This is a genomic window from Aurantiacibacter marinus, from assembly GCF_001021555.1.
Taxonomy (GTDB): domain Bacteria; phylum Pseudomonadota; class Alphaproteobacteria; order Sphingomonadales; family Sphingomonadaceae; genus Alteraurantiacibacter; species Alteraurantiacibacter marinus.
The window spans coordinates 214,443-238,113 of record NZ_LDCP01000002.1; the positions used below are offsets into that span (position 1 = coordinate 214,443).

Sequence of the window (23,671 nt, forward strand, 5' to 3'; positions counted from 1 at the left end):
AAGCAGGTAGCGCGCAAAGCTGCATGACCAGTCCGATTCCGACCCCTTCGTCCTTTGCCGCGATCATCGTTGCCGCAGGCAAGGGGCTGCGTGCAGGACAGCCGCTTCCCAAGCAATTCGCAATTTGGCATGGTAAGCCTGTCTTGCGTCATTCGGCAGAGGCACTGGCCCAGGCTGGCGCTGTGAAAGTCATCATAGTCATTCCGGAAAATGCAGATGACGTTGCGGCCAGTGCGCTAACAGGAATTGACGGCATTGTTCTGGTTACCGGAGGAGCAACCCGTCAAGCCAGCGTCCGGCTGGGGCTGGAGGCCTTGGAAGACAGCGCGCCCGATCATGTTCTGATCCACGACGCAGCTCGGCCGGACTTGCCCAAGGCCGTTGCCGTACGATTGCTTGACGCCTTGAGCCGGCATCCTGGCGCCATACCGGTGCTCCCGATCGTCGATAGCCTTGTGACAGCTGACCGGGATCTTATGACCGGCAGTGCCCCGCGTGAACAATTGCGCCGCGTACAGACTCCGCAAGCCTTTCACTTTGCCAAGATTTTGGAAGCACATCGCGCATGGAATGGCACGGCCGACGCGGGTGATGATGCGCAGGTGCTGCGCGCCGCCGGGCATGATATCGCATTGGTGGCCGGGGACGAGAGGCTGCATAAACTGACATACGCAGAGGATTTCATGGATACTTCCGCCCCGCCCCAACCTGCAATACGCGTCGGCACCGGCTTTGATGTCCATCGCCTTGTTTCAGGCGAGGACCTATGGCTTTGCGGCGTAAAAATCGATCACGACAAAGGCCTTGCCGGGCATAGCGATGCCGATGTCGGGCTGCACGCCGTAGTTGACGCTATCCTTGGCGCATGCGCGCAGGGTGACATTGGTGATCATTTTCCGCCCAGCGACCCGCAATGGAAAGGCGCACCGTCATCGCGCTTTGTCGAATATGCAGTGGGGCTGGCAAACGATGCCGGATGGAATGTTGGCAATATTGACGTCACCCTAATGTGCGAAGCCCCCAAGATCGGGCCACATCGTGAAACCATGCGTATCCGCCTTGCAGAGCTGTTGGACGTTCCGGTGCAAATGGTGAGCGTAAAGGCAACTACGACAGAAAAGCTCGGCTTTACCGGACGCGGCGAAGGTATTGCGGCGCAGGCGGTTGCCACCCTCAGCGCAAAGGCAGTCCCTTCATGAGCGATTCCATTCTCCCTAAAGATATTGTCGATCTCGCGCGGCGAGTGGTTGAGGAAAACGCCGCGGCGGCGCGCAAAGTGGTCTTGGCTGAAAGTTGCACCGGCGGTTTGGTCGCTGCTGCCCTGACTGAAATCGCCGGCAGTTCCGTTGTCCTGGATCGCGGCTTCGTAACTTACTCCAATGCATCCAAGCAGGCAGAGCTTGGAGTGCCGCTCGACATCATCGACGCATTCGGGGCAGTTTCGATCGCCTGCGCATTCGCGATGGCGCAGGGAGCACTTGACCGTAGCGACGCCGATGTCGCTGTGGCGATCAGCGGTATTGCCGGACCTGACGGCGGAACAGACCTGAAGCCGGTCGGCACCGTGGTATTCGCCAAGGCTGTGCGCGGGCAGGAAGAACCGATTGCCGATGAACGGCTGTTCGAAGGCGAAGACCGCGCCGGGGTGCGCCGTCAGGCGACGCTTTGCGCGCTGGAACTGCTGCTGCCGTAAAGCTCGCCCGCCCGGGTTTCAAACGCGGCGACCATCTTACGGAATGCTCGGTCAATATACTGGCCCGCAAGTGTTTCGAACATCAGGTTCTTGAAGGCAAAATCGACGCAGAAATCGATCTCGCATCCGCCATCCTCGACGTCGCGGAAAGTCCAGTTGTTGTCCAAATCACGCAATGGTCCGTCGATGTAATGGACATTGATCGAGCTGGGGCGCTGTTTCACAACTTTCGATGTGAATTTTTCCCGCAGCGCCTTGAAGCCAACCAGCATATCAGCTGTCATTTCCGTTTCGCTGTCGTCGCGCACGCGGGTGGCAACGACCCACGGCAGGAATTCAGGATACCTGTCGACGTCGGCAACTAGGTCGAACATCTGCTCCGCACTATAGGGAAGCCGCCGGGTTTCGCGTATTGACGGCATCAGGCCCCTTTCAAAGCAGCCTTGGCCAGCTTCGCCTCGCGCGCGGCGCGCATTTGCGCAAAATCATCGCCTGCGTGATAGCTTGAGCGGGTTAGCGGAGTGGAAGCGACCTGCAAAAAGCCTTTGGCGCGCGCGATGGCGCCGTAGGCATCGAATGCCTTGGGCGTCACGAATTCTTCGACGATCGCGTGCTTTGGCGTGGGCTGCAGATATTGACCCATGGTCATGAAATCGACATCCGCGCAGCGCATGTCGTCCATCACCTGATGAACTTCGAGCCGCTGCTCGCCCAGCCCCAGCATGATACCGGACTTGGTGAAGATCATTGGATCGTGGCTCTTCACCTCCTCCAACAACCGCAGCGAGGCGTAATAGCGCGCGCCCGGCCGGATCGTTGGATACAGGCGTGGCACTGTTTCGAGGTTGTGATTGTAAACGTCTGGCCCGGCCTCACAAATTGCCTCGACCGCAGCGCGCATCTTGCCCCGGAAGTCTGGGGTGAGAATTTCAATCGTCGTGTTCGGTGTTTCCCGGCGCAGCGCCTTGATCACCTTCACGAACTGGCTCGCGCCGCCGTCGGGCAGATCATCCCGGTCGACGCTGGTAATGACGATATGCTCCAGACCCATCTTGCCCGCGGCAACAGCGGTATTTTCCGGCTCCATCGAATCGACGATGCGCGGCATGCCTGTCTTGACGTTGCAAAAGGCACAGGCGCGCGTGCACACGTCGCCCAGAATCATCACGGTCGCGTGCTTCTTGGTCCAGCATTCACCGATGTTCGGGCAGGCCGCTTCCTCACACACTGTGTTGAGGTTGAGCTCCCGCATCAGTTTGCGCGTTTCATGATAGCCCTTGGAAACCGGGGCTTTCACCCTGATCCAGTCAGGCTTTCGCTGGCGCTGCGGACGGCCCTCTTCGGGCTGCGGCGGATTGGATAGGTCTGTCATTGCAAAGCCCACTTAGTGAAGCACTGGTGGACACGCAATGGGGGACCCTTGCCCGTACTGAAAGCTGTGTCTATGCGGCTCGATCATGGACAGCGTCGGCCTTCAGGCACTCACTTCACCCGTCGTTCTTTTCTTCGTGCTTGGTCTGTTGGCCGCACTTGCGAAATCCGATCTCGAAATCCCAGAAGCCTTCGCCAAGGCGATGTCACTATATCTGATGGCTGCGATTGGCCTGAAAGGTGGCATCGAGGTTGCCGAATCGGGACTGGATGCGACAGTTCTTGCGGCACTTGCCGCCGGGATTACTGCCGGCTTCATTATGCCGCTTTATGCCTTCTGGTTGCTGAAGGGCTTCGGGAAGCTTGACCGCATCAATGCAGGTGCCGTGGCCGCGCATTACGGCTCGATCAGCGTCGTGACTTTTGTCACGGCGGTCGAGATTTTTGAAATTCAGGGCAATCCCCCGCAAGGGTATATGGTGGCCGTGATGGCCACGATGGAAAGTCCCGCAATCCTTGCCGGCCTGTTGCTTGCTCGCGGCGGCGGCTCTGGTGGCGGACAAAGCACCAAGGAACTTCTGCACGAGGTATTGTTCAACGCCTCCGTCGTGCTGTTGCTTGGCGCGTTCGCAATCGGCTGGATCGCCGGACCTTCCGGTTTTGCCGATGTAGAGCCGTTCTTCGGCGCGATGTTCAAGGGCGTGCTGTGCCTGTTCCTGCTCGATATGGGTTTGATTGCTGCACGGCGGATGATGGATTCCCGTTCGCTCACCTGGCGCCTTGTGGCTATCGCCATCGGCCTGCCATTGGTAAACGGCGCTATCGGTACTGCATTGGGCGTGGTGATCGGCCTCGATACCGGTTCAGCCGCAGTGCTTGGTGTCTTGTGCGCGAGTGCAAGCTACATCGCAGTGCCTGCTGCCATGCGGCTTGCCCTGCCAGAGGCTGATCCGGGCATATATCTGACAATGTCGCTCAGTATCACTTTCCCATTCAACGTCCTGATCAACATCGGCCTTATCGGAGCTTTTGCGGCGATGCTGACCGGTGGAGGAGCTGCGGTACCATGATCGAAACTGTCATCCGCAAACGGATCGAAGTGCTTGTAGACCAAGCCCAGACAAAGCGCGTCACTGCCGCCATCGACGAGGTCGGAATTACCGGCTGGACAGTGCTGCCGGTATCCTCCGGCAAGGGCCGCGACGGGCGCTGGCGCGAAGAACGTGTGATGGGCACGGACAAGAACCTTGTCGTGACCATTGCCTCGCAGGAAAATGCGCAGCAGCTCGCTGAAAGCCTCGCCCCGATCCTCACCAGCCACGGTCTGTTGCTGACGATGTGGGACGTGGAGGTTATCAGGGGAGAACGCTTCTGATGCCAGAATTCCACGAAATGCTGCGCGGCTATCGCCGGTTCCGTGAAGAAGGATATCCTCTTCAGAGAGAGCGCTATGACAGGCTGGTTGCCGAAGGGCAGAGCCCCAAGCTGATGGTCATCGGCTGTTCCGACAGCCGCGTGGACCCGGCCCAGATTTTCGATGTCGATCCGGGTGAAATCTTTGTTGTTCGCAATGTGGCAGCGCTGGTTCCACCGTTTGAGAAAACTCCGGGACAGCACGGCGTTTCCGCTGCGGTGGAGTTTGCCGTCCAGGTGCTCGGCGTGCGCCAGATAGTCGTGATGGGCCACGGGCATTGCGGAGGCTGCAAAGCGGCGCTGACAAGAGAATTACAGGAAAGCGCGCCCGGCGAAGGCGGTTTTGTAGCTGGCTGGGTCTCCCTCCTTGATAGCGCAAGGGAACGGGTCGTCCCGATTTATGGCACCGAGGGCCGAGAGGCTCAGCGCGCGATGGAAATGGCCGCCGTTGGCACCAGCATCGACAATTTACGCACTTTCCCATTCGTCAGGGAAAAGGTGGAATCTGGCGCCCTAAAGCTGCGCGGCACTTTCTTCGCCATTTCCGAAGGCGTGCTGTATGTTCGTAATGACGAGAGCGGCGAGTTCGAACCCACTACCTAGGCGCTGGCGCAGGGTTGCGCTCCCCCACGAGCTCCGGCATCTAATCTGCCATGCCAGAAGCACACCTCAAGAACATCGCCCTGCTGATAGACGCAGACAACGCCAGCCATGCCGGGATCGATCCTGTCCTGACGGTCCTCGCAGAGCTGGGCCAGGTCAATATCCGCCGCGCCTATGGCAATTGGGCCAAGCCTGCGCTGTCCAACTGGAACACAATCACGCACCGCTTCGGCCTGCAACCAATGCAGCAATTCGACCTCACCAAGGGCAAGAATGCGACCGATATCGCCATGGCGATCGATGCGATCGATCTGCTGAATGCCGGCAAAGTCGATGGTTTTGGCATCATGAGCAGTGACAGCGATTTCACTCCGCTCGTTACACGGCTGCGGCAGGATGGGATGATCGTGTACGGCTTCGGCCAAGATAAGGCACCCGAAGCGTTCAAGTCCGCCTGCACACGCTACATCGATGTCGATCAGCTGATCCGCACCAATTCTGCCGATGACAAAACCGGTAGCGAAACGACGCCGCTCGACAAGGATCTGATCAATCTGCTTGGCGAAGCGTGGAAAGCTGCCAGTCGCGACGATGATGGCTTCGCCAGGCTACAGGAAGTCGGCCAGATCGCTGGCAACCGCTCCAGCTTCGATGTCCGCAATCACGGTTTCAAACGCCTTTCGGACCTGATGCGCGAAGCGCGCGACAATTTCAAAATGGAGCGGCGCGAGGACAAGCAGCTTTATGTGAAGCGCCTACGATAATTCGGGCACAATTTCGCACCTGGCCAGTTGGTTGCTCAAATCTGAACAGGGAAATCCAATGGTCGACAAGTCCGAAAAATTTAATTGGTTGGTCCGCGTTGGCTATTTCAGCCGTGCGATATTGTACACTGTCCTCGGGCTTATCGCGCTTACCAGCGCAGACAAAATCGCAAAGGGCACCAACGGCATATTTGAAGCCATCCAGAGCTATCCCGCTGGTACTGCGATCCTCTGGATCATGGTAATCGGTCTCGCAGCTTACGCCCTGTTCCGTTTCTGCTCGCCCATATTCGATATCGAAAACACCGGCTCCGACGCAAAAGGCTGGGCCAAGCGTGTTGGCCATGCAGGCAGCGGCATCGGCCACTTGGCCCTGGCCTATTCGGCCTACCAGTTTGCAAGCAGCTCAGGCGGGCCAAGCAGCTCCGGCGAAAGTGGCGGCGGCGCGCAGGAAGCCGCATCCGGCGTGTTGTCGATGGATTTCGGCGGCACAGTGATAGGCATCCTTGGTCTCATCTTTTTCGTGGTTGCCATATTCCAGGCCAAGAAGGGTCTCTCGGGCGAATTCATGCACCGCATCAGCGGGCAAGCACCCAGTGCCACACGGTGGCTTGGCGGGGCGGGATATGCCGCACGCGGGGTCGTTTATGCGGTTATCGGATGGTCATTGTTCCAAGCGGGTTTCATGTCGGCGGGCGCTGATCAGATCAAGACGCTTGGAGACGCTGTGGCCAGCTTGGCCGGTGAAGGCGCTGTTTTCACAATCACAGCAATTGGCCTGCTTCTGTTTGGTATCTTCAGCCTTATCCTTGCGCGTTACAGGATCATCCCCGACCTTGATAGCAATGCTGGCGCGCCCACCTTCCGTACGTGAAGTATCAAATACCCGCAGGGGTATCGGAGGTTGGACATGACGAAGACCGCGCAGTTGTACCGGATGGTAATGGACAGCCATGTCTGCCCATATGGGATCAAGTCGAAGTACCTGCTTGAACGCAATGGATTTGCCGTGGAGGATCATCACCTTGCCACGCGCGAGGAAATCGACGCGTTCAAGGCAGAGCATGACGTCAAGACGACCCCGCAGGTCATTATCGAAGGCAAGCGCATCGGGGGATACGATGATCTTCGCGCGCATTTCGGCAAACCGCTGCCGGATCAAAACGCGACAAGTTATCGCCCGGTCATCGCGTTATTTGCCGTCGGCCTCGGATTGGCACTTTCATTGAGTTGGTGGGCGTTTCAAACGCCTTTCACTATCCGGGCGGCCGAATGGTTCGTTGCCTTTTCCATGGCCATGCTGGCGATGCTGAAATTGCAGGATGTCGAGAAATTTTCTTCAATGTTTGTCGGCTACGATCTGCTGGCAAAACGTTTCGTTCCCTATGCCTACGCCTATCCGTATCTGGAAGCGCTGGCGGCGATACTCATGGCTGGACGCGTGTTGCCTTGGCTATCGATCCCGCTTGCTTTTATTATTGGAACCATCGGCGCTGCGAGCGTAATCCATGCGGTCTACATCCAGAAGCGCGATATCAAATGCGCTTGTGTTGGCGGCAGTGCGAATGTGCCATTGGGCTTCGTGTCCCTGACGGAAAATCTGGCAATGATGGCGATGGCCATGTGGATGCTAACCCGCCATTATTTAAGCTGAATTAGGCGCCGCAATTGGTAGTTCCGCTGCCGGTATAAATCACGCGGTCCCAGCGATCATAAAGCCACATGGTCCCTTCGTAGGTCGTGGCTTCGATCTCGCCCTCAGCAACAGTTCCGCCGACATCCAGCCGCAGACTGTATTTCTGGCCATTATAGGACGTGCGTGATTTGGCGGGCAATTCGCGTGATCCAGGGTCAGCGGCAAAACGCACCAATTCGCCGTCGATCTTCATCCAGGCATCCGTCTCCCGTGCGATCACGCGGACGCCCATGCTTGTCCCTGGTGCGTAAGCACAGGCCAGACCGAGCAGATCGTTTGCTTCCATGTCGGGATAGCCGATAGTCTCAGGCACCACCTGCTCTATTGGAGGCCCCGCATCATTGGCTTCCCGAACGCGTTCTGCAAGCGCCGCATTCTCGCTTTCCTGCTCGGCTTCTAGCGGCGCCTCTGTGCATGCCGTGGTGATCAGCAAAATAGCCGGAATTGCGATACGGACCATCAATGCCTCCCAAAAAGTTTCTCAACGTCGTCCATCGACAACTTCACCCATGTCGGGCGGCCGTGATTGCACTGTCCCGATCGCGGCGTCGTTTCCATTTCGCGAAGCAGCGCGTTCATTTCCGCGACATTCAGCGTCCGGCCTGCCCTGACCGATCCATGGCAAGCCATAGTGGCCAGAACATGCTCGATCTTCTCGTTCAAAAGAAGCGATGCGCCATGGTTGGCAATATCATCAGCCAGATCCCGCAGCAGCGCATTGGGATCGGCCTTTTTCAGCACGCCGGGCATAGCGCGAACCAGCATCGCATCGGGGCCGAAACGTTCAATCACCAGACCCAATACGGCGAAGTGCTCAGCCTGTTCCTCCAGCCGATCACAGCTTGGTTCATCCAGTTCAACAACATCAGGCATGAGTAGAGCCTGACTTGCCGCAACCTTGTCGCCTGCACCCGCTGCGCGGAGCCGCTCAAGCACGATCCGCTCATGCGCGGCGTGCTGGTCCACAAGCACCAATCCATCTGCCGCCTCTGCCACGATGTAAGTGTTGGCGACTTGCCCACGCGCGATGCCGAGCGGGTAATCGCTGGCATCTTCAGGGAGCGCTTCTGCTGTTTCCGCCCTTCCCTGCGGCATGGCCCCATCATGCGGGAGGGTTGCGGTACCGCTGTCCCATCCGGCCGGAGCCTCAGCCACACGCCCACCGGACGGGGCTGACCAGTCCCGCTCTGCAAAAATACTTCGCAGCGCCGGTGACGGGTCATCACGAAGAGGTTCTGCCTGCCAGCGCCCCATAGCGCCGCTGTCCGGAGCCTGAGCGCTCCGCCTGTCGCCAGTCGAAAGCGCTTGCCTCAGGCCACTGACAATGAAGCCGCGCACTGCTGCTGCATCGCGGAAGCGGACTTCGGTTTTGGCCGGATGCACATTCACATCTACATCGGCGAAAGGAATTTCAAGGAACAGCGCCAGCACGGCATGCCGATCTCGCGCAAGCATGTCAGCATAGGCGCCGCGCACCGCGCCCGTCAGCAGCCGGTCTTTCACCGGGCGGCCATTGACGAACAGATATTGATGATCGGCCACGCCACGATTGTAAGTTGGCAGACCTGCAATGCCCCTGAGCCGCATCACTCCCTCTGCACTTGGCCGTTCAAGATCGATTTCGACGGCATTATCAGCCAGCTCTCGCGCTACGATCTGCGCAACCCGCTCACCGGCTTCCTGCCCTTCCTGAACCGCAAAGATACGCCGCTCGCCATGTATGAAGGTGAAGGCCACTTCGGGCCGTGCCATTGCCAATCGGCGCACGATATCGTGGCAGGCGGCGTATTCGCTGCGAGCGGTGCGCAGGAATTTGCGCCGTGCCGGGATTTTGGCAAACAGGTTTTCGACCCGGACACGCGTTCCGGGAGGAAGCGCCGCCGGTCCTTCTGCCGCCGGCGCGCCATGATCGACGACTCGCCGCCAACCCTGATCGCTGCCGCGCGGGCGGCTTTCGATCGTCAATTTGGAGACACTGCCTATCGACGGGAGCGCTTCCCCGCGAAAGCCCAAAGTCGAAACCTGTTCGATCGCTTCGTCAGGCAATTTGGACGTCGCATGCCGCTCCAGCGCAAGCGCCATCTCTTCCGGCGTCATCCCGCACCCATCATCGGTGACTTCAATCGCGTCGAGCCCACCTTCGACTATTGAAACGGTAATCCGCCGGGCGCCGGAATCGAGCGCATTTTCAACCAATTCCTTCAGCGCAGATGCCGGACGCTCGACAACTTCGCCCGCAGCGATGCGGTTCACGAGCGTTTCTGGAAGGCGACGAATATTCGGCATTAGCAGGCCTTATAGACCAACTGGCCCTTTTTCGAGGTGAACCGCGACAAAACTGTGTGCTTTTCGACAAAATTTTTGGCGTTTGCTGCGCCAGCGCGTTAAGGGGCATCATCTTCCGCAGCGCAGAGATTTCTCACCGCGGATTCTCGCGCGATCGACGGCAATTCAGAAAACGGGTTATTCGATGGGTTCCTTCTTCTCAAATCTCTTTAAATTCGGTTCGCAAAATATGGCGATCGATCTCGGGACGGCCAATACGCTTGTGTACGTTCAGGATCGCGGCATCGTGCTCAACGAACCTTCCGTTGTCGCAATCGAAACGATCAACGGCATCAAGCGCGTCAAGGCCGTTGGCGAAGACGCGAAGATGATGATGGGCAAAACCCCGGACAGCATCGAAGCCATTCGCCCGCTGCGTGACGGCGTGATCGCCGACATCGAAATCGCGGAGGAGATGATCAAGCATTTCATACGCAAGGTTCACGGCAAAAAGACCCTTCTGCGCTACCCTGAAATCGTGATTTGCGTACCGTCGGGGTCGACCTCTGTCGAACGCCGCGCCATTCGCGATGCCGCAAGCAATGCAGGCGCTTCCGAAGTTTTCCTGATCCTTGAACCCATGGCCGCAGCCATCGGCGCGGATATGCCGGTGACCGAGCCGGTCGGCTCCATGGTTGTCGACATCGGCGGCGGCACGACAGAAGTCGCGGTCCTTTCCTTGCGCGGGCTTGCTTATACAACGTCAGTTCGTACCGGCGGTGACAAGATGGACGAAGCCATCGTTTCCTACGTGCGCCGCCACCATAACCTTTTGATCGGCGATGCCACGGCGGAACGGATCAAGAAGGAATACGGCGTTGCGACTGTGCCGGATGATGGCGTTGGCGAGACCATCGTCATCAAGGGCCGCGATCTCGTGAACGGCGTTCCGAAAGAGATCAACATCAACCAGGCACATGTCGCAGAAGCCCTGTCAGAACCGATTGGTGCGATTGTGGAAGGTGTGCGCATAGCGCTCGAAAACACGGCACCCGAGCTCGCGGCCGACATTGTTGACCAGGGCATCGTCCTGACAGGTGGCGGCGCGCTGATCGCCGGGCTTGATGCTCATATCAGGGAAGAAACCGGATTGCCGGTCAGCGTAGCCGAAGACCCGCTTACCTGCGTGGCTATCGGTACTGGCAAGGCAATGGAGGACCCGATCTACCGCGGCGTCCTGATGACGGCGTAAGGCCACAACACCAATTAAAGGGGGAGCGGGCCGCAATGGCACCGCCTTCGGCGCAAATCTCGGGGTCCAACAAGAAGGCACAGCTTGGCCGCTTTGCCGGCTATGTCTTTGCGAGTGTTGGAGCGGTAATCGGCGCCTTGTTGCTGATCATTTCGCTGTGGCGGCCCGACGCTTTTTACGGTCTGCGCAGCATGGCTACCGATGCGGCGTCTCCGGTTGGCGAGGCCGGGGCCGTAACCCGCACAGGATCACGCAGTTTCTTTGAAGCCATTGCGGGTTATTACGACGCTGGCAACAAGAACGCCGAGCTTGAGCGGGAGAATGAAATCGCCCGGGTCCGGCTGGCAGAAATGCGCGCCCTGGAACAGGAAAATGCCCGGCTGAAGGCTGTGCTCAATCTGCGTGACAGCGAACAGCCGCCCGTTGCAATCGGTCGTCTGATCGGATCCAGTTCGGCCAGCACACGGCGTTTTGGTTATCTGTCTGCTGGCCGCAATGATGGCGTTGCTGTCGGCATGCCGGTGACGTCACCAATGGGTCTGGTCGGGCGGATACTGGAAACAGGGCGCACAACTTCGCGCGTGCTTCTTCTGACCGATCCGGAAAGCATCGTTCCGGTACGCCGGGCGGTCGACGATGTGGTCGCCTTTGCAGAGGGACGCGCTGATGGATCGCTGCGCATCAGACTGATCAACCTTGGTATCAATCCGCTTGAAGAAGGCGATATTTTCGTCACATCGGGCGCTGGAGGACTGTTTCGTCCAGGAGTTGCCGTGGCGATGGTCACACAAATCACCAATGACGGCGCAATCGGCCAATTGCTGAGCAATCCGGCAGCAACCGATTTCGTCGTGGTTGAACCGATTTTTGAACCAGAGGCTATCGAAGCTGCTGATACTCCCCTGCAAATAGAGCAACCTGTCGATGGCGGCACACCTACCGCAGACAGCGAATCGGACTGATGGAGCAGTTCAATCCCAGCGCGCGGCGCGATCAATTCGGCAGCAAGATCAATCGCGACCATTCTCCCGTGCTGGCATATGGCATACCGTGGGTGATGATCTTGCTCGCGTCGCTATCGCCGCTGCTGCCGATCATCGCACCGCTGCCGATCCTTCCACCACTGGGCTACCTTTTCCTGCTGGCTTGGCGTGTCCTGCGGCCGGGGCTTCTTCCGATGTGGGCAGGTCTGCCGCTCGGATTTTTTGATGATTTGTTTTCCGGCCAGCCACTCGGTTCCGGCATTCTGCTTTTCTCGCTGACCATGATTGCGCTGGATCTGATTGAAGTGCGCTTTCCCTGGCGAGGCTTTTGGCAGGATTGGGGAATTGCAGCCATTTTTGTGACGCTGTATCTTTTTCTTGCAACGCTATTTTCCGGATCAGGTCTGCCATTGGTTCAGTATCCGATCATTTTGCCCCAGCTAGCCTTGGCTGTCCTGCTTTTCCCTGTTGTCGCGCAGCTTGTCGCGCTGCTCGACCGCATGCGGCTGACGCGGGTCCGAAAGATCGGCTAGGTAAATGGAACGCAAGTTATCTTCCAACTCGCTCAGGCAAACCTTTGAACGGCGCAGCTTTGTCGTGGGCGCTATTCAAGGCGGCATCGGCTGTCTGCTTGCTGCGCGAATGGGCTATATCGCAGTCGCCGAGAACGAAAAATACGAGATGGAAGCGGAAAGTAACCGCGTAAATCTTACCTTGATCCCGCCCCGCCGCGGCTGGATACTCGACCGGGACGGATCTCCGCTGGCATCAAACCGTGCGGATTTTCGCGTCGATATCATTCCAGAGCGATTGCATGATGCCGAAGCGACGGTGAACCTGCTGGGCGAATTGCTTGGGTTTACCGAAGTCGAAAAGATCGACCTTCTGGAACGGGTGGAAGACTCGCGCGGTTTTGCCGCGGTGCCCGTCGCAAACGGGCTGCAATACGAAAAATTTGCTGCTGTAAGCGTGAGACTACCGGAATTGCCCGGCGTTGTTCCGCAGCGCGGTTTTTCCCGCTTTTATCCAACCGGCGCCTCTGTTGGCCATCTGATAGGTTATGTCGGTGCACCCAGCCGGGAGGAGTATGAGATGGAACCGCAGCCTTTGCTGCTCACCCCCGGCTTCAAGATGGGCAAGGACGGACTGGAACAGCAGTTCGAACAGACTTTGCGCGGAGAGCCCGGCGCGCGCCGCGTTGAAGTGACTGCATCGGGCCGCATCGTGCGCGATCTTGAAACACGCGATGATGTGCAGGGGCAGGCTGTGCGGCTGACGATCGACGGCCCGCTCCAGGACTATGCTGCGCGGCGTATTGGCCTTGAATCAGGTTCGGTCGTGGTCATGGATTGCATGACCGGCGACCTTTTGTGCATGGCCTCCATGCCCAGTTTCGATCCTAACAGCTTTTCCGATGGCATCGGCCGGCTGGAATATTCGATGCTGAGCGAGAACGACCGGGTCCCACTACGTAACAAGGTGCTGCAAGGCCTGTACCCGCCCGGCTCAACCGTGAAGCCTACAGTGGGTATGGCCCTGCTTGGTGAAGGTGTTGACCCGGATCAGACGGTGAATTGCAGTGGCGGGCTTCGTGTCGGCAATCGCGTTTTTCGCTGCTGGAAGCGCGGTGGGCACGGTAGCGTAGATCTGGCCAAGGCCATCTACCAAAGCTGCGACGTGTATTTTTATGCGATGGCTCAGCGCACAGGCATGTGGCCCATTGCAGAAGCTTGCAAGAAGTACGGAATGCAACAGCAGTTCGATTTGCCTGTTGTCAGCCAGTTTTATGGAACGGTGCCCGATCCTGACTGGAAAATGGAGAAGTACGGGCGCGAATGGGCCGCGTTCGACACAGTGAACGCGACGATCGGACAAGGTTACATGCTGGCCAGTCCCCTGCAACTCGCAGTTATGGCCTCTCGTCTCGCCACATCGGAAATGGTGACGCCGCGCCTTGTGCTGAACAACACCAGGCCGCAGTTTGCCGGTATGGGTGTCAGCAGCGAATACAAGGCATACATTCGCCAAGCGATGAGCGATGTCGTCAACGGCCCTGGCACCGCTGGCCGCGCGCGCTTGCCCGTCGAAGACGTGCTGATGGCTGGCAAGACCGGAACAGCGCAGGTCGTTGGCCTGAACCTGTCGGATGGACGCACAGGACCGTGGCGTTACCGCGACCATGGGCTCTTCATTTTCTTCGCGCCATTCGACAATCCGCGCTACGCCGGTGCAGTGGTGATCGAACATGGCGGTGGTTCAGGCTCTGCCTACCCCGTAGCGCGTGACGTCATGACGTTTCTGTTTGATCCGCAAAAGGGTCTTGATGCGCTGCACAGCCTTGAAGCCCAGTGGGGCGGGACGGCGCAGGAACGGCTCGACCGGCAGTATAATGCATATGCCACCGCAGCAGGTGTCGATCTTCCCCCTGCTCCTCCGCCAATCACTCTGGCACGGCAGGTCGATGCAGAGGCACGCGCCGCAGTTGCCGAACCGCAAGTTGCAGACACCGACGCCTTTACTCCGCGCGAAGATGCAACGCCGCGGTCTGATGAAAACGTAACATGAGAGGTGCTGTCGCCCTTCCCCCCGTGGTAGCGGAGTTCCCTTGGCGCGTCGTAATTCCATTGACGCTCTTGGTAGCGTTCGGGGCTGCGGTTCTGCACTCTGCGGCAGGCGGCTCGATGAGCCCTTATGCCTCGTCGCACCTCATACGATACGGCGTGTTTCTGGTCGTGGCGCTGGTCATCTCGTACTTTCCACAGGAATGGGCGCGATTTGCGGCCATACCGGGATATCTTGCGGTCCTGCTTCTGCTGTTGGCGGTGGAGATAGCCGGTCAGATCGGCGGCGGTAGTCAGCGCTGGCTGGAACTGGGCTTCATACGCTTGCAGCCTTCCGAAGTGATGAAGCCGGGAATTATCCTTATTCTCGCCGCGTTCTTCCACGGATTGCCTGTGGGCATGATCGGTTCATGGCGCGCTCTGCTCATTCCGCTTGGATTGATTGCCCTGCCCATGGGTCTTGTGCTGCTGCAACCTGATCTTGGCACTTCGCTGGCGATTGCCTTCGGGGGGGTAGTTGTAATGTTTTTGGCGGGCATCCCGCAGAAGTGGTTCATTGGAGGCGGTATTGCAGGGATTATTGCCGTGCCGCTGCTCTATCAATTTGCCCTGCAGCCCTATCAGCAACAGCGCGTCCTGACCTTCCTTGATCCGGCAAGCGATCCACAAGGCAATGGCTATCACATCATCCAGTCGCAGATCGCCATCGGATCCGGCGGAATGACCGGAAAGGGCTTTGGCGAAGGGTCGCAGAGCCAGCTTCAATATCTGCCGGAACCGCATACCGATTTCGTATTCGCTACCATGGCTGAGGAATGGGGACTGCTGGGCGGCCTGCTGGTCCTGCTGATTTTCGGCATTGTGCTGCGTTGGGGCCTGATCGTCGCTCGCGATGCTCAAGACCGGTTTTCGCGCCTGCTTGCCGGCGGACTGACGGCAACGATTTTCTTTTACGTCGCCGTCAATCTGATGATGGTGATGGGCCTGGCACCGGTGGTCGGTATCCCACTGCCTTTCATGAGCCACGGGGGATCTTCGATGATGACGAACATGCTGTGTGTGGGCGGCCTCATGATGGTAGAACGGTGGAACCGCCAGAGTGGCGAGCGCAAATTGTGAGGCCTTGGTGCAAACTTGCCCTTTTCACGGCGCGAACAGCCGCTATATGAGCGCCTCCCCGCGATTCGCCTTTGGCAGCTTGCAGGGCACCAGCCTCACCGTTGGTATGGACGCATAGCTCAGTTGGTAGAGCAGCTGACTCTTAATCAGCGGGTCCTAGGTTCGAGCCCTAGTGCGTCCACCATTCCCCCTATCGGTAAAGTCTTGATAGCAACGCAAACCTGCGTAATATCCTTCCGGTGAAGTCCTTCCGCACATTCGCGCTTTCGGCGCTGCTTGGCGGCGCACTTGTGGCCGCTCCAGCCCATGCGCGTCAGGATGCCGCGCAAGACAATCAGGCGCAATGGGCCGCGCTGGCGCGTGAAGATGTGCGATTGGCAGGCATTGCTGACACGCTCCTGCGCGCCAATGCAGAGCTGTGTCGTTCTACGATGCCGGTAACGGGCATGATCCTGCACAGCGCAGATCAATATCGCGCCGGACTAGCAGAGGCGCGATTTGCCAATGGCCCGCTGGCCGTTTCCTCCCTTGTCCCCATATCGCCAGCGGCTCGATCAGGCTTGCTGCCAAACGATGCCATTCTTGCGATCGGTGGACGCAGCATTGCTACGATTGCCCCTCCCGAGGATGGCAATCTACGTGAAGCGGCGTTCGACTTACTTGCATCCCAGCCTGCCGATCGCCCGATCAATATTCTGATCGCGAGAGGCGGCGCGCAAATGGAACTGGCGGTTTCAGCTCCAGCGGGCTGCCGCACATTGGTGGAAATTCTTGTCGGGGATGGTCCTCGGGCGCGTTCGGATGGCCGTGTGATACAGGTGCAATATGGCTTCGCTGGCGAGCTGACCGATCAGCAAATGGCCGTCGTCATCGCGCACGAACTTGCCCACACTGTTCTTGAACACCGAAGACGCAAGGAAGAGGCCGGTATCGACAACGGACTTTTCGCAGAATTGGGCCGAAACCAGCGAGTGAACAGGGCGGCAGAGGTCGAAGCAGACCGGCTATCCATCCATCTGCTTGCCAATGCCGGTTATGATCCGACGACGGTGCCAGAGTTCTGGCGTTCGGAAATCGGGCGCGGCCTTGGGGGCATTTTGACAAGCTTCGTATACCCTAGTCAGGAAGCGCGTGCGCAGATCGTGGAGGAGGAAATGGTTCGCTATCTTCCACAGCGTCGCGGACCAAGCTGGCCGGGCCACTTGCTTGGCCTGCGGGATCGAAATTTTCGCGCGGATTAGGTCTGGCGCACACGCTCCGGCGCAGCGCTGATGTCGATGTAATTCCGGTCAAAATAGGTCAATGGTGTTGCGTCATGACGATGATTGGCCTCGATCAGCTCACCGATGAAGATCGTGTGCGTGCCGAATTGATGGCGGTCCGCTACTGTGCAGATGAGACTGGATTGTGCATTGGTGAGCACAGGCACACCGTGGTGATCCTCCCATTCACCCACTGCAAAACGTTCTTCGGTGGGGATCATGAAATGCTCTGCCACGTCCAGGTTGCTGAGGCCAAGAATGTTGACGCAGAATCGTTCCGCCTTCGCTAGCGGTTCGTGCAAAGACGCATCCCGATTGATGCATGCGAGCAAGGATGGAGGTGCGAAACTGAGTGAGCTGACTGCAGTGGCAAGAATGCCGTAATCGCGCCCTTCATATGTTGTTGTGACCGCATAAACGGTTGCCGCAACGTGGCGCATTGCTTCGCGAAACGATTGCCCGAGTGCGATTTCGCTCTTTCCTACAGGGTCCATACGCGTTCATTGGCGGCGTCTGCCCTCCGGCGCAAGATGGAATTATGATGGGCAATGTGATATTCAGCCATTGCGCTCACATTATAATGTGATACTGGCGCCGCATGACCGATACAACAATCGAAAAAGTCCGCAAGATCGTGTCCGGGGGCCTGATGACCCGGGCAGGCCTTGCCCGCGCAGCCGGCCTCCATGCTAACACCTTGCGTGATTGCGCCGACGAGGGCTGGAACCCCACCACTGACACGCTAAACAAGCTCGACCAGTTCCTGACCGAGAATGACGAGACTCCCGTCCTTGTCGGTATTGAGGAGATTATCGACGAAGCCCGCAATGGCCGGATGTACATTCTGGTGGACGACGAAGACCGGGAGAATGAAGGCGATCTGATCATCCCTGCGCAGATGGCAACACCTGCCGCGATAAATTTCATGGCCATGCACGGCCGCGGCCTTATTTGCCTTTCGCTTGACAGTGCGCGCGTTGACCAGCTTGGCCTTGAGCCGATGAGCCGGAACAACCGTGAAAGCATGCAAACTGCCTTCACCATCTCCATCGAAGCGAAGGATGGCGTCACCACTGGCATCTCTGCAGCCGACCGTGCACGTACCGTCTCGGTCGCGATCGACAGCAGCAAGGGCCCGGACGACATCGTCACCCCCGGCCATGTCTTTCCTCTCACCGCGCGTGATGGCGGCGTGCTGGTACGCGCAGGGCACACAGAGGCAGCCGTCGATATCTCCCGCCTTGCCGGCCTCAATCCTTCAGGCGTGATTTGTGAAATCATGAACGAAGACGGCACCATGGCACGCATGGACGATTTGATGGCTTTTGCTCGCAAGCATGACCTGAAAATCGGCACAATCCGCGATCTGATTGCCTATCGCATGCGGAACGATCATCTGGTCGAGCGCGGCGATGAACGCGCGTTTGAATCCGATTATGGCGGGCAGTGGCGGATGATCACCTATCGCAATACGGTTTCCAACAATGAGGCCTATGTCCTTCAAAAAGGGCATATTGTTCCTGGCGAACCCACCCTCGCCCGGGTTCATCCCATTTCCGTTTTTGATGACGTATTGGGCCAACCCGGAGCACGCAAGCGCACGCTTCAGCGCGCCATGCAAGCGGTTGGCGATCATGGGTCCGGCCTGATCGTGATCCTGACCGGACGTGTCGGTACCGGCGATACGTGGACTGCGGATGAAGAATTGCGCAATATCGGTATCGGGTCACAGATCCTTGCCGACATGGGCGTGCACGATATGATCCTGCTGACCAATTCCCAGCCCAATCTTGTCGCAATCGAAGGCTATGGCCTGAACATTGTCGGCCACCACCCCATTCCGGAGTAAACCATGGCCAATTTTCTGATCGTCGAAGCGCGTTTCTATTCCCACCTCAACGACATGCTGATCGCCGGAGCGAAAGCCGCGCTGGAATCCGGCGGCCATAGCAGCGAGGTTGTTACCGTGCCTGGCGCACTGGAAATTCCGGGCGCAATTGCAATGGCAGCCGAGTCCGGACGCTACGATGGCTTCGTGGCTATCGGAGTGGTTATCCGCGGGGAAACCTATCATTTCGAAATTGTCGCAGGTGAAAGCGCCCGCGCGATCATGGCACTGACTATGGACGGCATCCCCATCGGCAATGGTATTCTAACGACCGAGAACGAAGCGCAGGCGCTTGTTCGCGCAGACCCTACTCAGAAGAACAAGGGCGGCGAGGCGGCACAGGCAGCCATGCGTATGCTGGAATTGCAGAACCAGTTTGCCTGACGAAACCACCGCACCATCTCATCGCAACACAGTGCAATGTGATGGTGTTGGGTTCTACCTCAAATCAAAGCTGGCTTTAACGGCACCAAAGCGGGCCTGAAACCTAGGCAAGACGTCCGAAACAGCCCCTGCCAGCGTAACTTGCAGAACTGCCCAGCTCTTCCTCAATGCGGATAAGCTGATTGTACTTCGCCAGCCTGTCTGACCGCGCAAGCGAGCCGGTCTTGATCTGCCCGCAATTGGTCGCAACCGCCAGATCGGCGATGGTTGCATCTTCGGTTTCGCCAGAACGATGGCTCATAACCGAAGTGTAACCTGCGCGGTGGGCAATATCGACGGCCTGCAAAGTTTCGGTCAGCGTGCCGATCTGGTTAACCTTCACCAGCAGCGAATTGGCGAGGCCTTTCTCGATGCCCATGCGCAACCGCTCCGGATTGGTGACGAACAGATCGTCACCAACCAACTGCACCTTGTCGCCAATCGCGTCCGTCAAAGCCTTCCAGCCTTCGAAATCGTCTTCGTCCATGCCATCTTCAATCGAGAGGATCGGATAGTCGCTGGCGAGTTTGGCGAGGTAATCGGCCATTTCATGAGGGGAGAGCGAGAGGCCCTCGCCGGAAATCTCATACTTGCCATCGCGGAAGAATTCTGTCGCCGCGCAATCGAGTGCCAGCACGACGTCCTTGCCCGGAGTAAACCCAGCCTTTTCAACCGATGCCATGATGAAATCGAGCGCCGCACGGCTGCTCGCCAGATCGGGCGCAAAACCGCCTTCATCACCAACAGAGGTGGACAGGCCCTTCTCCGACAGACCCGACTTTAACGTATGGAAAATTTCGGAGCCCCAGCGCACCGCTTCGGCCAAAGTCGGAGCGCCCACAGGCATCACCATGAATTCCTGCACATCAATAGGATTGTCGGCATGTTCCCCGCCATTGACGATATTCATCATCGGAACCGGCAGCACATGCGCCGACACGCCGCCAAGATAGGCCCACAGCGGCATGCCGCGCGCATTCGCCGCCGCCTTGGCCACGGCCATGCTGGCACCAAGAATGGCATTCGCGCCCATATTGGCCTTATTGCTGCTGCCATCCAGGGCAATCATCGCCAGATCGATATCGCGCTGGTCTTCGGCGTCCATTTCCCGCAGCAAATCAGCGATAGGGCCATTAACCGCATCAACCGCCTTGGTAACGCCTTTGCCAAGGTAGCGATCCTTGTCGCCATCGCGGAGTTCCACCGCTTCGTGCGCACCAGTGGACGCGCCCGAGGGCACTGCCGCGCGGCCCATGCTGCCGTCTTCCAGCAACACATCGACTTCAACCGTAGGGTTGCCCCGCGAGTCGAGAATTTCGCGGCCATGGACATCGATAATAGCGGTCATTGGATGGGCTCCTGATAGTAACTTCGTGCGCGTCCTATAAGCCGGAACCTTGCACTGCAACATGCGTTAGTATCTTGAAGCCCGGTGTGTTATACTCATAACACAATCACGGGACATCAGATTGAGGGGTGCTCGCCCCCAGACTCAAGGAAGGGAAACAGCCATGGCTGCCAAGAAGAAACAACCCACGACTGCAACGGTTGCTGCAACCGAAAATGCGACTGAAACCGTACAGATGGTTGAAACCACCACAACGGGCAACACGTCCGAAGCCAAATCGCGCTTCAATGCTGCGCTTGATGAAGCCAAGGCTGGCGCATCGGCGCTGGGTGACGAAGCCAAGGAGCGTGCCGAAAAGGCCCGTATCGAGGCAAAGGCCCGCGGTGAAGAATGGTCGGTCGAAGCCAAGACCAAAGCCAGCGAGCTTGCCCAGGAAGGCAAGCACAAGGCCAGCGAAGCGCTGACCGGCCTGTCGCGCGTGATCAATGAGAACGCACCGGCTATCGACGAGAAACTTGGCGCGAAATACGGCGATTTTGCCCGTAACGCATCCACCAGCCTGCAGGACAATGCCCGCAAGCTTGACGAAAAGAGTTTCGAAGAGCTGGCTGAAGATTCGCGCACGGCGATCCGCAAAAGCCCGGCAGCCGCCGTTGGCCTTGCGGCTGTCGTCGGGTTCTTCTTCGCTCGCCTGTTCCGCTAAACAGCGGTGCCTGCGAGCGCGGACGACGCTCTCGTCCACACATCGGACAATGTGGATGCCGATCTTTCGGACCATCCCTTTATAGATGCGCCTGCCGTGGACCTGGATGAGAAATCCGGGTCCACTGCACAGCGTTCATTGTACGACGATGTAGAAGCGCTCTTCACAGATGCGCGGACATATTTCGACGCAGAGCTAACTTACCAGAAAAGCCGGGCGGGTTTCGTCGCGAACCGGCTCAAGGTCACTATCGCATGCGGCATTGCCGCCGCGTTTCTGGCCGTTCTCGCCTTGATCGGACTGACGATGGGAATGATCATTGCCTTAACCCCTCTCATTACAGCATGGGGAGCAACGGCGGTTGTCGTCTTCGGGATTCTGCTGATCGCGTACTTGTTTGTCCGCCGCGCGGGTAAGGCATGGCGGGATCTGACAGGGGTCATGAGCTCTTCCCAGGAGGATGCAGGCCAAAATGACTGACATGAAGGCACGATTGAAAGAAGATCGCGCGATGCGTGATGTCGCAAAGTCGCTTGTCACAAACGACCTCCACCATTTGCGCGGAGATGTGCAGGCCCAAAGCATCGCATCGCGCTTCGCTGGCCGGATGCGCGAAGGTGCCGAAGGTCTGGCTGAAGACACGACAGATTTTGCGCGCGAAAATCCGGGCCGATTGGGCAGCGCAGCCGGGCTTGGCTTAAGCTTGCTGTTTGCGTGGCTGTTCCGGGACCAGATTTCCGAATTGGTCGAGAAGCACTGGCATCATGTCGAAGAATTCGCCGATCAGGTTACAAGTCGCGACGACTGACAGCTTCTTTTGGAACCGAGCGCCAATCTGGCCCGTTCCCTAATCAATATCACAATTTACCGGAGACTTCCCGATGACAGAGACAACCAACGCAGCCGACGAGAAACGCGCCGAGATCAAGGCCCGCATTGCCGAAGCCGAAGCCCGTGAAGAAGCGCGCGGCGGCCAGAGCCTGACGACGCGAGCGAGCGAAACTGCATCCGACGCGGCGACCACGATTACGGAATTCGTGAAAGAGCACCCGATTGCCTCCGCAGCGGGCGGCCTCGCACTGGGCGTCCTGATTGCAGGCCTGTTCAAGGGCCCGCGGCAGGCCGCTGTTCGCGGCGGAACCAAGGCAGCAGGACTGGCGGCAATCGGTGCGGAAATCGCTACCGGCTTCGCTACCCAGCTTATGGACGATGCAGCTGACCTTGGCCGCGAAAGTGCGCGCCGGGTGGAGGACGTGTCTGACAAAACTGCGGACAAGGCCCGCAAGGTTGGCCGCAGCGCCGGTCACAAGGTCGGCGACGCCGCCGACGCTGCACGTATTGCCCGCCGCGAAACCGGCAAGGCCATTGCACGCGCACTTGGCCGACGCTGACACCGGCGGCGTTTTCGCGCCATATTAGCACTTGCGCGCCCTGCTGGATTTTCTAACAGGGCGCGCAATCGCATTTGTACCAGGGGAAATTACAATGTCCGAAGAACAACAGCTCCTTCACCTCGTGATCGGTGGCCGCGTTTCTGACCCGCGCGGCGTCGAATTTCAGGATCTGAAGGACATCCACACTGTCGGTTATTTCCCTAATTACGAAGAAGCAGAAAATGCCTGGCGCGCATGGGCGCAGCGAACCGTGGATGATGCAGAGATGAAATATGTGATCGTCCATCTCCACCGCTTGCTGGAACCAAACCTGCCAGCGGGCTGATCCAGTCCTGACAGACAAACAAAAGGCCCCGCGGAAGCGGGGCTTTTCGTATGCAATGAACGATCAGATCAAATAAATTCGATCTTCTTGATCAGATAAAACTTCTCGCCGGAAGGCACAGTCACTTCGACCTCGTCGCCAACGCTTTTACCGATAAGGGCGCGTGCCAGCGGGCTTTCGTAAGATACGCGGCCGACCTTGGCATCGCTCTCCGCCTGACCCACAATCTGGTACTTGAACGGCTTATCGTCTTCGTCCAGAATTGTCACAGTCGCGCCAAATACCACCCGGTCACCGGACAACGATGCAGGATCAATGATCTGTGCGCGACTGGTCTTGTCTTCCAAATCGGAGATATAGGCTTCAACCTGCCCCTGACGTTCCTTCGCGGCATGATATTCGGCGTTTTCCGAAAGATCACCGTGAGCACGCGCTTCCTCAATCGCTTCCACGATCTTCGGGCGTTCATCACGCAATGCCTTAAGGTCTGCGGTCAGCTTCTCATAGCCTTCCGCCAGCATCGGCACTTTCTGCATCGCATTCCCTGTCTTCGTCTGAATTCGCCCGTCAAAACGACCCTGCCCCGCCTGAACGGCGGATGGCGCGGA

At 58.2% G+C, this 23,671-nt stretch carries 28 protein-coding genes and 1 tRNA gene; 22 read left to right on the forward strand and 7 right to left on the reverse strand.

Annotation, left to right across the window (positions count from 1 at the left end):
- Positions 1–23: 23 nt before the first annotated feature.
- Positions 24–1,199 carry a bifunctional 2-C-methyl-D-erythritol 4-phosphate cytidylyltransferase/2-C-methyl-D-erythritol 2,4-cyclodiphosphate synthase gene (locus AB731_RS07365; protein WP_047093661.1) on the forward strand — a complete coding sequence of 392 codons (1,176 nt, stop codon included), beginning with the start codon at positions 24–26 and terminating at the stop codon, positions 1,197–1,199.
- Positions 1,196–1,693, forward strand: coding sequence for a CinA family protein (locus tag AB731_RS07370; RefSeq protein ID WP_047093660.1), 498 nt, complete (start codon positions 1,196–1,198; stop codon positions 1,691–1,693). The genes AB731_RS07365 and AB731_RS07370 overlap by 4 nt, the downstream gene beginning before the upstream one ends.
- Here AB731_RS07370 and AB731_RS07375 read toward each other — a convergent pair.
- Positions 1,654–2,115, reverse strand: coding sequence for a type II toxin-antitoxin system RatA family toxin (locus AB731_RS07375; protein WP_047093659.1), 462 nt, complete (start codon positions 2,113–2,115; stop codon positions 1,654–1,656). The genes AB731_RS07370 and AB731_RS07375 overlap by 40 nt on opposite strands.
- Positions 2,115–3,065 (reverse strand): lipoyl synthase, encoded by a 951-nt coding sequence (gene lipA, locus AB731_RS07380; RefSeq protein ID WP_047093658.1) that lies wholly within the window; start codon positions 3,063–3,065, stop codon positions 2,115–2,117. The genes AB731_RS07375 and lipA overlap by 1 nt, the downstream gene beginning before the upstream one ends.
- Before the next feature lie 85 nt (positions 3,066–3,150).
- On the opposite strand from lipA, the gene AB731_RS07385 reads away from it, so the two are divergent.
- Genes AB731_RS07385 through AB731_RS07410 form a run of 6 tightly spaced genes read left to right on the forward strand, consistent with a single transcriptional unit; the run spans position 3,151 to position 7,498 of the window.
- Complete coding sequence (locus AB731_RS07385; protein ID WP_047093657.1) at positions 3,151–4,134, forward strand: sodium-dependent bicarbonate transport family permease; 984 nt, start codon at positions 3,151–3,153, stop codon at positions 4,132–4,134.
- Positions 4,131–4,439, forward strand: coding sequence for a P-II family nitrogen regulator (locus AB731_RS07390; RefSeq protein WP_047093656.1), 309 nt, complete (start codon positions 4,131–4,133; stop codon positions 4,437–4,439). Before AB731_RS07385 ends, AB731_RS07390 begins: the two co-directional genes overlap by 4 nt.
- A complete protein-coding gene (locus AB731_RS07395; protein ID WP_047093655.1) occupies positions 4,439–5,080 on the forward strand; it encodes a carbonic anhydrase in 642 nt (213 codons plus the stop codon). Before AB731_RS07390 ends, AB731_RS07395 begins: the two co-directional genes overlap by 1 nt.
- Before the next feature lie 50 nt (positions 5,081–5,130).
- On the forward strand, positions 5,131–5,844 hold the full coding sequence (locus tag AB731_RS07400; RefSeq protein ID WP_047093654.1) for an NYN domain-containing protein: 714 nt from the start codon (positions 5,131–5,133) through the stop codon (positions 5,842–5,844).
- A 58-nt stretch (positions 5,845–5,902) separates the two neighbouring features.
- A complete protein-coding gene (locus AB731_RS07405) occupies positions 5,903–6,718 on the forward strand; it encodes a DUF1206 domain-containing protein (protein ID WP_047093653.1) in 816 nt (271 codons plus the stop codon).
- Between the two features lie 36 nt (positions 6,719–6,754).
- Positions 6,755–7,498: a MauE/DoxX family redox-associated membrane protein gene (locus AB731_RS07410; RefSeq protein ID WP_047093652.1), complete on the forward strand. Its 744-nt coding sequence runs from the start codon at positions 6,755–6,757 to the stop codon at positions 7,496–7,498.
- A 1-nt stretch (position 7,499) separates the two neighbouring features.
- On the opposite strand, the gene AB731_RS07415 is transcribed toward AB731_RS07410, so the two are convergent.
- Both AB731_RS07415 and mutL read right to left on the reverse strand, forming a co-directional pair.
- Positions 7,500–8,000 carry a hypothetical protein gene (locus AB731_RS07415; RefSeq protein WP_047093651.1) on the reverse strand — a complete coding sequence of 167 codons (501 nt, stop codon included), beginning with the start codon at positions 7,998–8,000 and terminating at the stop codon, positions 7,500–7,502.
- The gene (gene mutL / locus AB731_RS07420) at positions 8,000–9,826 is read right to left on the reverse strand and encodes a DNA mismatch repair endonuclease MutL (protein WP_047093650.1); all 1,827 of its coding nucleotides are present in this window, start codon (positions 9,824–9,826) and stop codon (positions 8,000–8,002) included. Before mutL ends, AB731_RS07415 begins: the two co-directional genes overlap by 1 nt.
- Positions 9,827–10,010: 184 nt before the next feature.
- Here mutL and AB731_RS07425 point away from each other — a divergent pair, with 184 nt between their 5' ends.
- The 7 genes from AB731_RS07425 to AB731_RS07455 all read left to right on the forward strand — a co-directional run bounded on the left by AB731_RS07425 (position 10,011) and on the right by AB731_RS07455 (position 16,961).
- Positions 10,011–11,057, forward strand: a complete 1,047-nt coding sequence (locus tag AB731_RS07425) for a rod shape-determining protein (protein ID WP_047093649.1) — start codon at positions 10,011–10,013, stop codon at positions 11,055–11,057.
- 35 nt (positions 11,058–11,092) lie between these two features.
- Positions 11,093–12,019, forward strand: a complete 927-nt coding sequence (mreC, locus tag AB731_RS07430; protein WP_047093648.1) for a rod shape-determining protein MreC — start codon at positions 11,093–11,095, stop codon at positions 12,017–12,019.
- Positions 12,019–12,573, forward strand: a complete 555-nt coding sequence (locus tag AB731_RS07435; RefSeq protein WP_047093647.1) for a hypothetical protein — start codon at positions 12,019–12,021, stop codon at positions 12,571–12,573. Before mreC ends, AB731_RS07435 begins: the two co-directional genes overlap by 1 nt.
- Before the next feature lie 4 nt (positions 12,574–12,577).
- Positions 12,578–14,605, forward strand: coding sequence for a penicillin-binding protein 2 (gene mrdA / locus AB731_RS07440; RefSeq protein WP_047093646.1), 2,028 nt, complete (start codon positions 12,578–12,580; stop codon positions 14,603–14,605).
- Entirely contained in the window at positions 14,602–15,720 is a 1,119-nt protein-coding gene (gene rodA, locus AB731_RS07445; RefSeq protein WP_047093645.1) for a rod shape-determining protein RodA, read from the forward strand. The genes mrdA and rodA overlap by 4 nt, the downstream gene beginning before the upstream one ends.
- A gap of 108 nt (positions 15,721–15,828) precedes the next feature.
- Positions 15,829–15,904, forward strand: a tRNA-Lys gene (locus tag AB731_RS07450).
- Between the two features lie 55 nt (positions 15,905–15,959).
- On the forward strand, positions 15,960–16,961 hold the full coding sequence (locus AB731_RS07455) for a M48 family metalloprotease (RefSeq protein ID WP_052768997.1): 1,002 nt from the start codon (positions 15,960–15,962) through the stop codon (positions 16,959–16,961).
- Here AB731_RS07455 and AB731_RS07460 read toward each other — a convergent pair.
- The gene (locus AB731_RS07460; protein ID WP_047093644.1) at positions 16,958–17,476 is read right to left on the reverse strand and encodes a flavin reductase family protein; all 519 of its coding nucleotides are present in this window, start codon (positions 17,474–17,476) and stop codon (positions 16,958–16,960) included. The genes AB731_RS07455 and AB731_RS07460 overlap by 4 nt on opposite strands.
- Before the next feature lie 104 nt (positions 17,477–17,580).
- Here AB731_RS07460 and ribB point away from each other — a divergent pair, with 104 nt between their 5' ends.
- A complete protein-coding gene (gene ribB, locus AB731_RS07465) occupies positions 17,581–18,831 on the forward strand; it encodes a 3,4-dihydroxy-2-butanone-4-phosphate synthase (protein ID WP_047093643.1) in 1,251 nt (416 codons plus the stop codon).
- Positions 18,832–18,834: 3 nt separating this feature from the next.
- Complete coding sequence (gene ribH / locus AB731_RS07470; RefSeq protein WP_047093642.1) at positions 18,835–19,254, forward strand: 6,7-dimethyl-8-ribityllumazine synthase; 420 nt, start codon at positions 18,835–18,837, stop codon at positions 19,252–19,254.
- A 103-nt stretch (positions 19,255–19,357) separates the two neighbouring features.
- Here the strand turns inward: ribH and eno are convergent, their stop codons facing one another.
- Positions 19,358–20,641, reverse strand: a complete 1,284-nt coding sequence (gene eno / locus AB731_RS07475) for a phosphopyruvate hydratase (protein WP_047093641.1) — start codon at positions 20,639–20,641, stop codon at positions 19,358–19,360.
- Positions 20,642–20,804: 163 nt separating this feature from the next.
- Between eno and AB731_RS07480 the strand changes: the two genes are divergently transcribed.
- The 5 genes from AB731_RS07480 to AB731_RS07500 all read left to right on the forward strand — a co-directional run bounded on the left by AB731_RS07480 (position 20,805) and on the right by AB731_RS07500 (position 23,063).
- The gene (locus tag AB731_RS07480; protein WP_231638881.1) at positions 20,805–21,344 is read left to right on the forward strand and encodes a hypothetical protein; all 540 of its coding nucleotides are present in this window, start codon (positions 20,805–20,807) and stop codon (positions 21,342–21,344) included.
- A 6-nt stretch (positions 21,345–21,350) separates the two neighbouring features.
- Positions 21,351–21,824 carry a phage holin family protein gene (locus tag AB731_RS07485; RefSeq protein WP_052845700.1) on the forward strand — a complete coding sequence of 158 codons (474 nt, stop codon included), beginning with the start codon at positions 21,351–21,353 and terminating at the stop codon, positions 21,822–21,824.
- Positions 21,817–22,152 carry a hypothetical protein gene (locus AB731_RS07490; protein WP_156167406.1) on the forward strand — a complete coding sequence of 112 codons (336 nt, stop codon included), beginning with the start codon at positions 21,817–21,819 and terminating at the stop codon, positions 22,150–22,152. Before AB731_RS07485 ends, AB731_RS07490 begins: the two co-directional genes overlap by 8 nt.
- Positions 22,153–22,225: 73 nt before the next feature.
- Positions 22,226–22,735, forward strand: a complete 510-nt coding sequence (locus tag AB731_RS07495) for a hypothetical protein (RefSeq protein ID WP_047093639.1) — start codon at positions 22,226–22,228, stop codon at positions 22,733–22,735.
- A gap of 94 nt (positions 22,736–22,829) precedes the next feature.
- On the forward strand, positions 22,830–23,063 hold the full coding sequence (locus AB731_RS07500; protein WP_047093638.1) for a DUF4170 domain-containing protein: 234 nt from the start codon (positions 22,830–22,832) through the stop codon (positions 23,061–23,063).
- 68 nt (positions 23,064–23,131) lie between these two features.
- On the opposite strand, the gene greA is transcribed toward AB731_RS07500, so the two are convergent.
- Complete coding sequence (greA, locus tag AB731_RS07505; RefSeq protein ID WP_047093637.1) at positions 23,132–23,599, reverse strand: transcription elongation factor GreA; 468 nt, start codon at positions 23,597–23,599, stop codon at positions 23,132–23,134.
- Between the last annotated feature and the right edge of the window lie 72 nt (positions 23,600–23,671).

Bases quoted from the DNA above. Each gene is read 5' to 3' on its own strand.
- ribH (WP_047093642.1), top strand. From the start codon at position 18,835: ATGGCCAATTTTCTGATCGTCGAAGCGCGTTTCTATTCCCACCTCAAC.
- AB731_RS07425 (WP_047093649.1), top strand. From the start codon at position 10,011: ATGGGTTCCTTCTTCTCAAATCTCTTTAAATTCGGTTCGCAAAATATG.
- AB731_RS07410 (WP_047093652.1), top strand. From the start codon at position 6,755: ATGACGAAGACCGCGCAGTTGTACCGGATGGTAATGGACAGCCATGTC.
- AB731_RS07495 (WP_047093639.1), top strand. From the start codon at position 22,226: ATGACAGAGACAACCAACGCAGCCGACGAGAAACGCGCCGAGATCAAG.
- AB731_RS07370 (WP_047093660.1), top strand. From the start codon at position 1,196: ATGAGCGATTCCATTCTCCCTAAAGATATTGTCGATCTCGCGCGGCGA.
- mutL (WP_047093650.1), bottom strand. From the start codon at position 9,826: ATGCCGAATATTCGTCGCCTTCCAGAAACGCTCGTGAACCGCATCGCT.
- AB731_RS07385 (WP_047093657.1), top strand. From the start codon at position 3,151: ATGGACAGCGTCGGCCTTCAGGCACTCACTTCACCCGTCGTTCTTTTC.
- AB731_RS07395 (WP_047093655.1), top strand. From the start codon at position 4,439: ATGCCAGAATTCCACGAAATGCTGCGCGGCTATCGCCGGTTCCGTGAA.
- AB731_RS07390 (WP_047093656.1), top strand. From the start codon at position 4,131: ATGATCGAAACTGTCATCCGCAAACGGATCGAAGTGCTTGTAGACCAA.
- AB731_RS07375 (WP_047093659.1), bottom strand. From the start codon at position 2,115: ATGCCGTCAATACGCGAAACCCGGCGGCTTCCCTATAGTGCGGAGCAG.
- AB731_RS07460 (WP_047093644.1), bottom strand. From the start codon at position 17,476: ATGGACCCTGTAGGAAAGAGCGAAATCGCACTCGGGCAATCGTTTCGC.
- rodA (WP_047093645.1), top strand. From the start codon at position 14,602: ATGAGAGGTGCTGTCGCCCTTCCCCCCGTGGTAGCGGAGTTCCCTTGG.
- mreC (WP_047093648.1), top strand. From the start codon at position 11,093: ATGGCACCGCCTTCGGCGCAAATCTCGGGGTCCAACAAGAAGGCACAG.
- eno (WP_047093641.1), bottom strand. From the start codon at position 20,641: ATGACCGCTATTATCGATGTCCATGGCCGCGAAATTCTCGACTCGCGG.
- AB731_RS07415 (WP_047093651.1), bottom strand. From the start codon at position 8,000: ATGGTCCGTATCGCAATTCCGGCTATTTTGCTGATCACCACGGCATGC.
- lipA (WP_047093658.1), bottom strand. From the start codon at position 3,065: ATGACAGACCTATCCAATCCGCCGCAGCCCGAAGAGGGCCGTCCGCAG.
- AB731_RS07490 (WP_156167406.1), top strand. From the start codon at position 21,817: ATGACTGACATGAAGGCACGATTGAAAGAAGATCGCGCGATGCGTGAT.
- AB731_RS07365 (WP_047093661.1), top strand. From the start codon at position 24: ATGACCAGTCCGATTCCGACCCCTTCGTCCTTTGCCGCGATCATCGTT.
- ribB (WP_047093643.1), top strand. From the start codon at position 17,581: ATGACCGATACAACAATCGAAAAAGTCCGCAAGATCGTGTCCGGGGGC.
- AB731_RS07500 (WP_047093638.1), top strand. From the start codon at position 22,830: ATGTCCGAAGAACAACAGCTCCTTCACCTCGTGATCGGTGGCCGCGTT.
- AB731_RS07405 (WP_047093653.1), top strand. From the start codon at position 5,903: ATGGTCGACAAGTCCGAAAAATTTAATTGGTTGGTCCGCGTTGGCTAT.
- AB731_RS07435 (WP_047093647.1), top strand. From the start codon at position 12,019: ATGGAGCAGTTCAATCCCAGCGCGCGGCGCGATCAATTCGGCAGCAAG.
- mrdA (WP_047093646.1), top strand. From the start codon at position 12,578: ATGGAACGCAAGTTATCTTCCAACTCGCTCAGGCAAACCTTTGAACGG.
- greA (WP_047093637.1), bottom strand. From the start codon at position 23,599: ATGCAGAAAGTGCCGATGCTGGCGGAAGGCTATGAGAAGCTGACCGCA.
- AB731_RS07400 (WP_047093654.1), top strand. From the start codon at position 5,131: ATGCCAGAAGCACACCTCAAGAACATCGCCCTGCTGATAGACGCAGAC.
- AB731_RS07480 (WP_231638881.1), top strand. From the start codon at position 20,805: ATGGCTGCCAAGAAGAAACAACCCACGACTGCAACGGTTGCTGCAACC.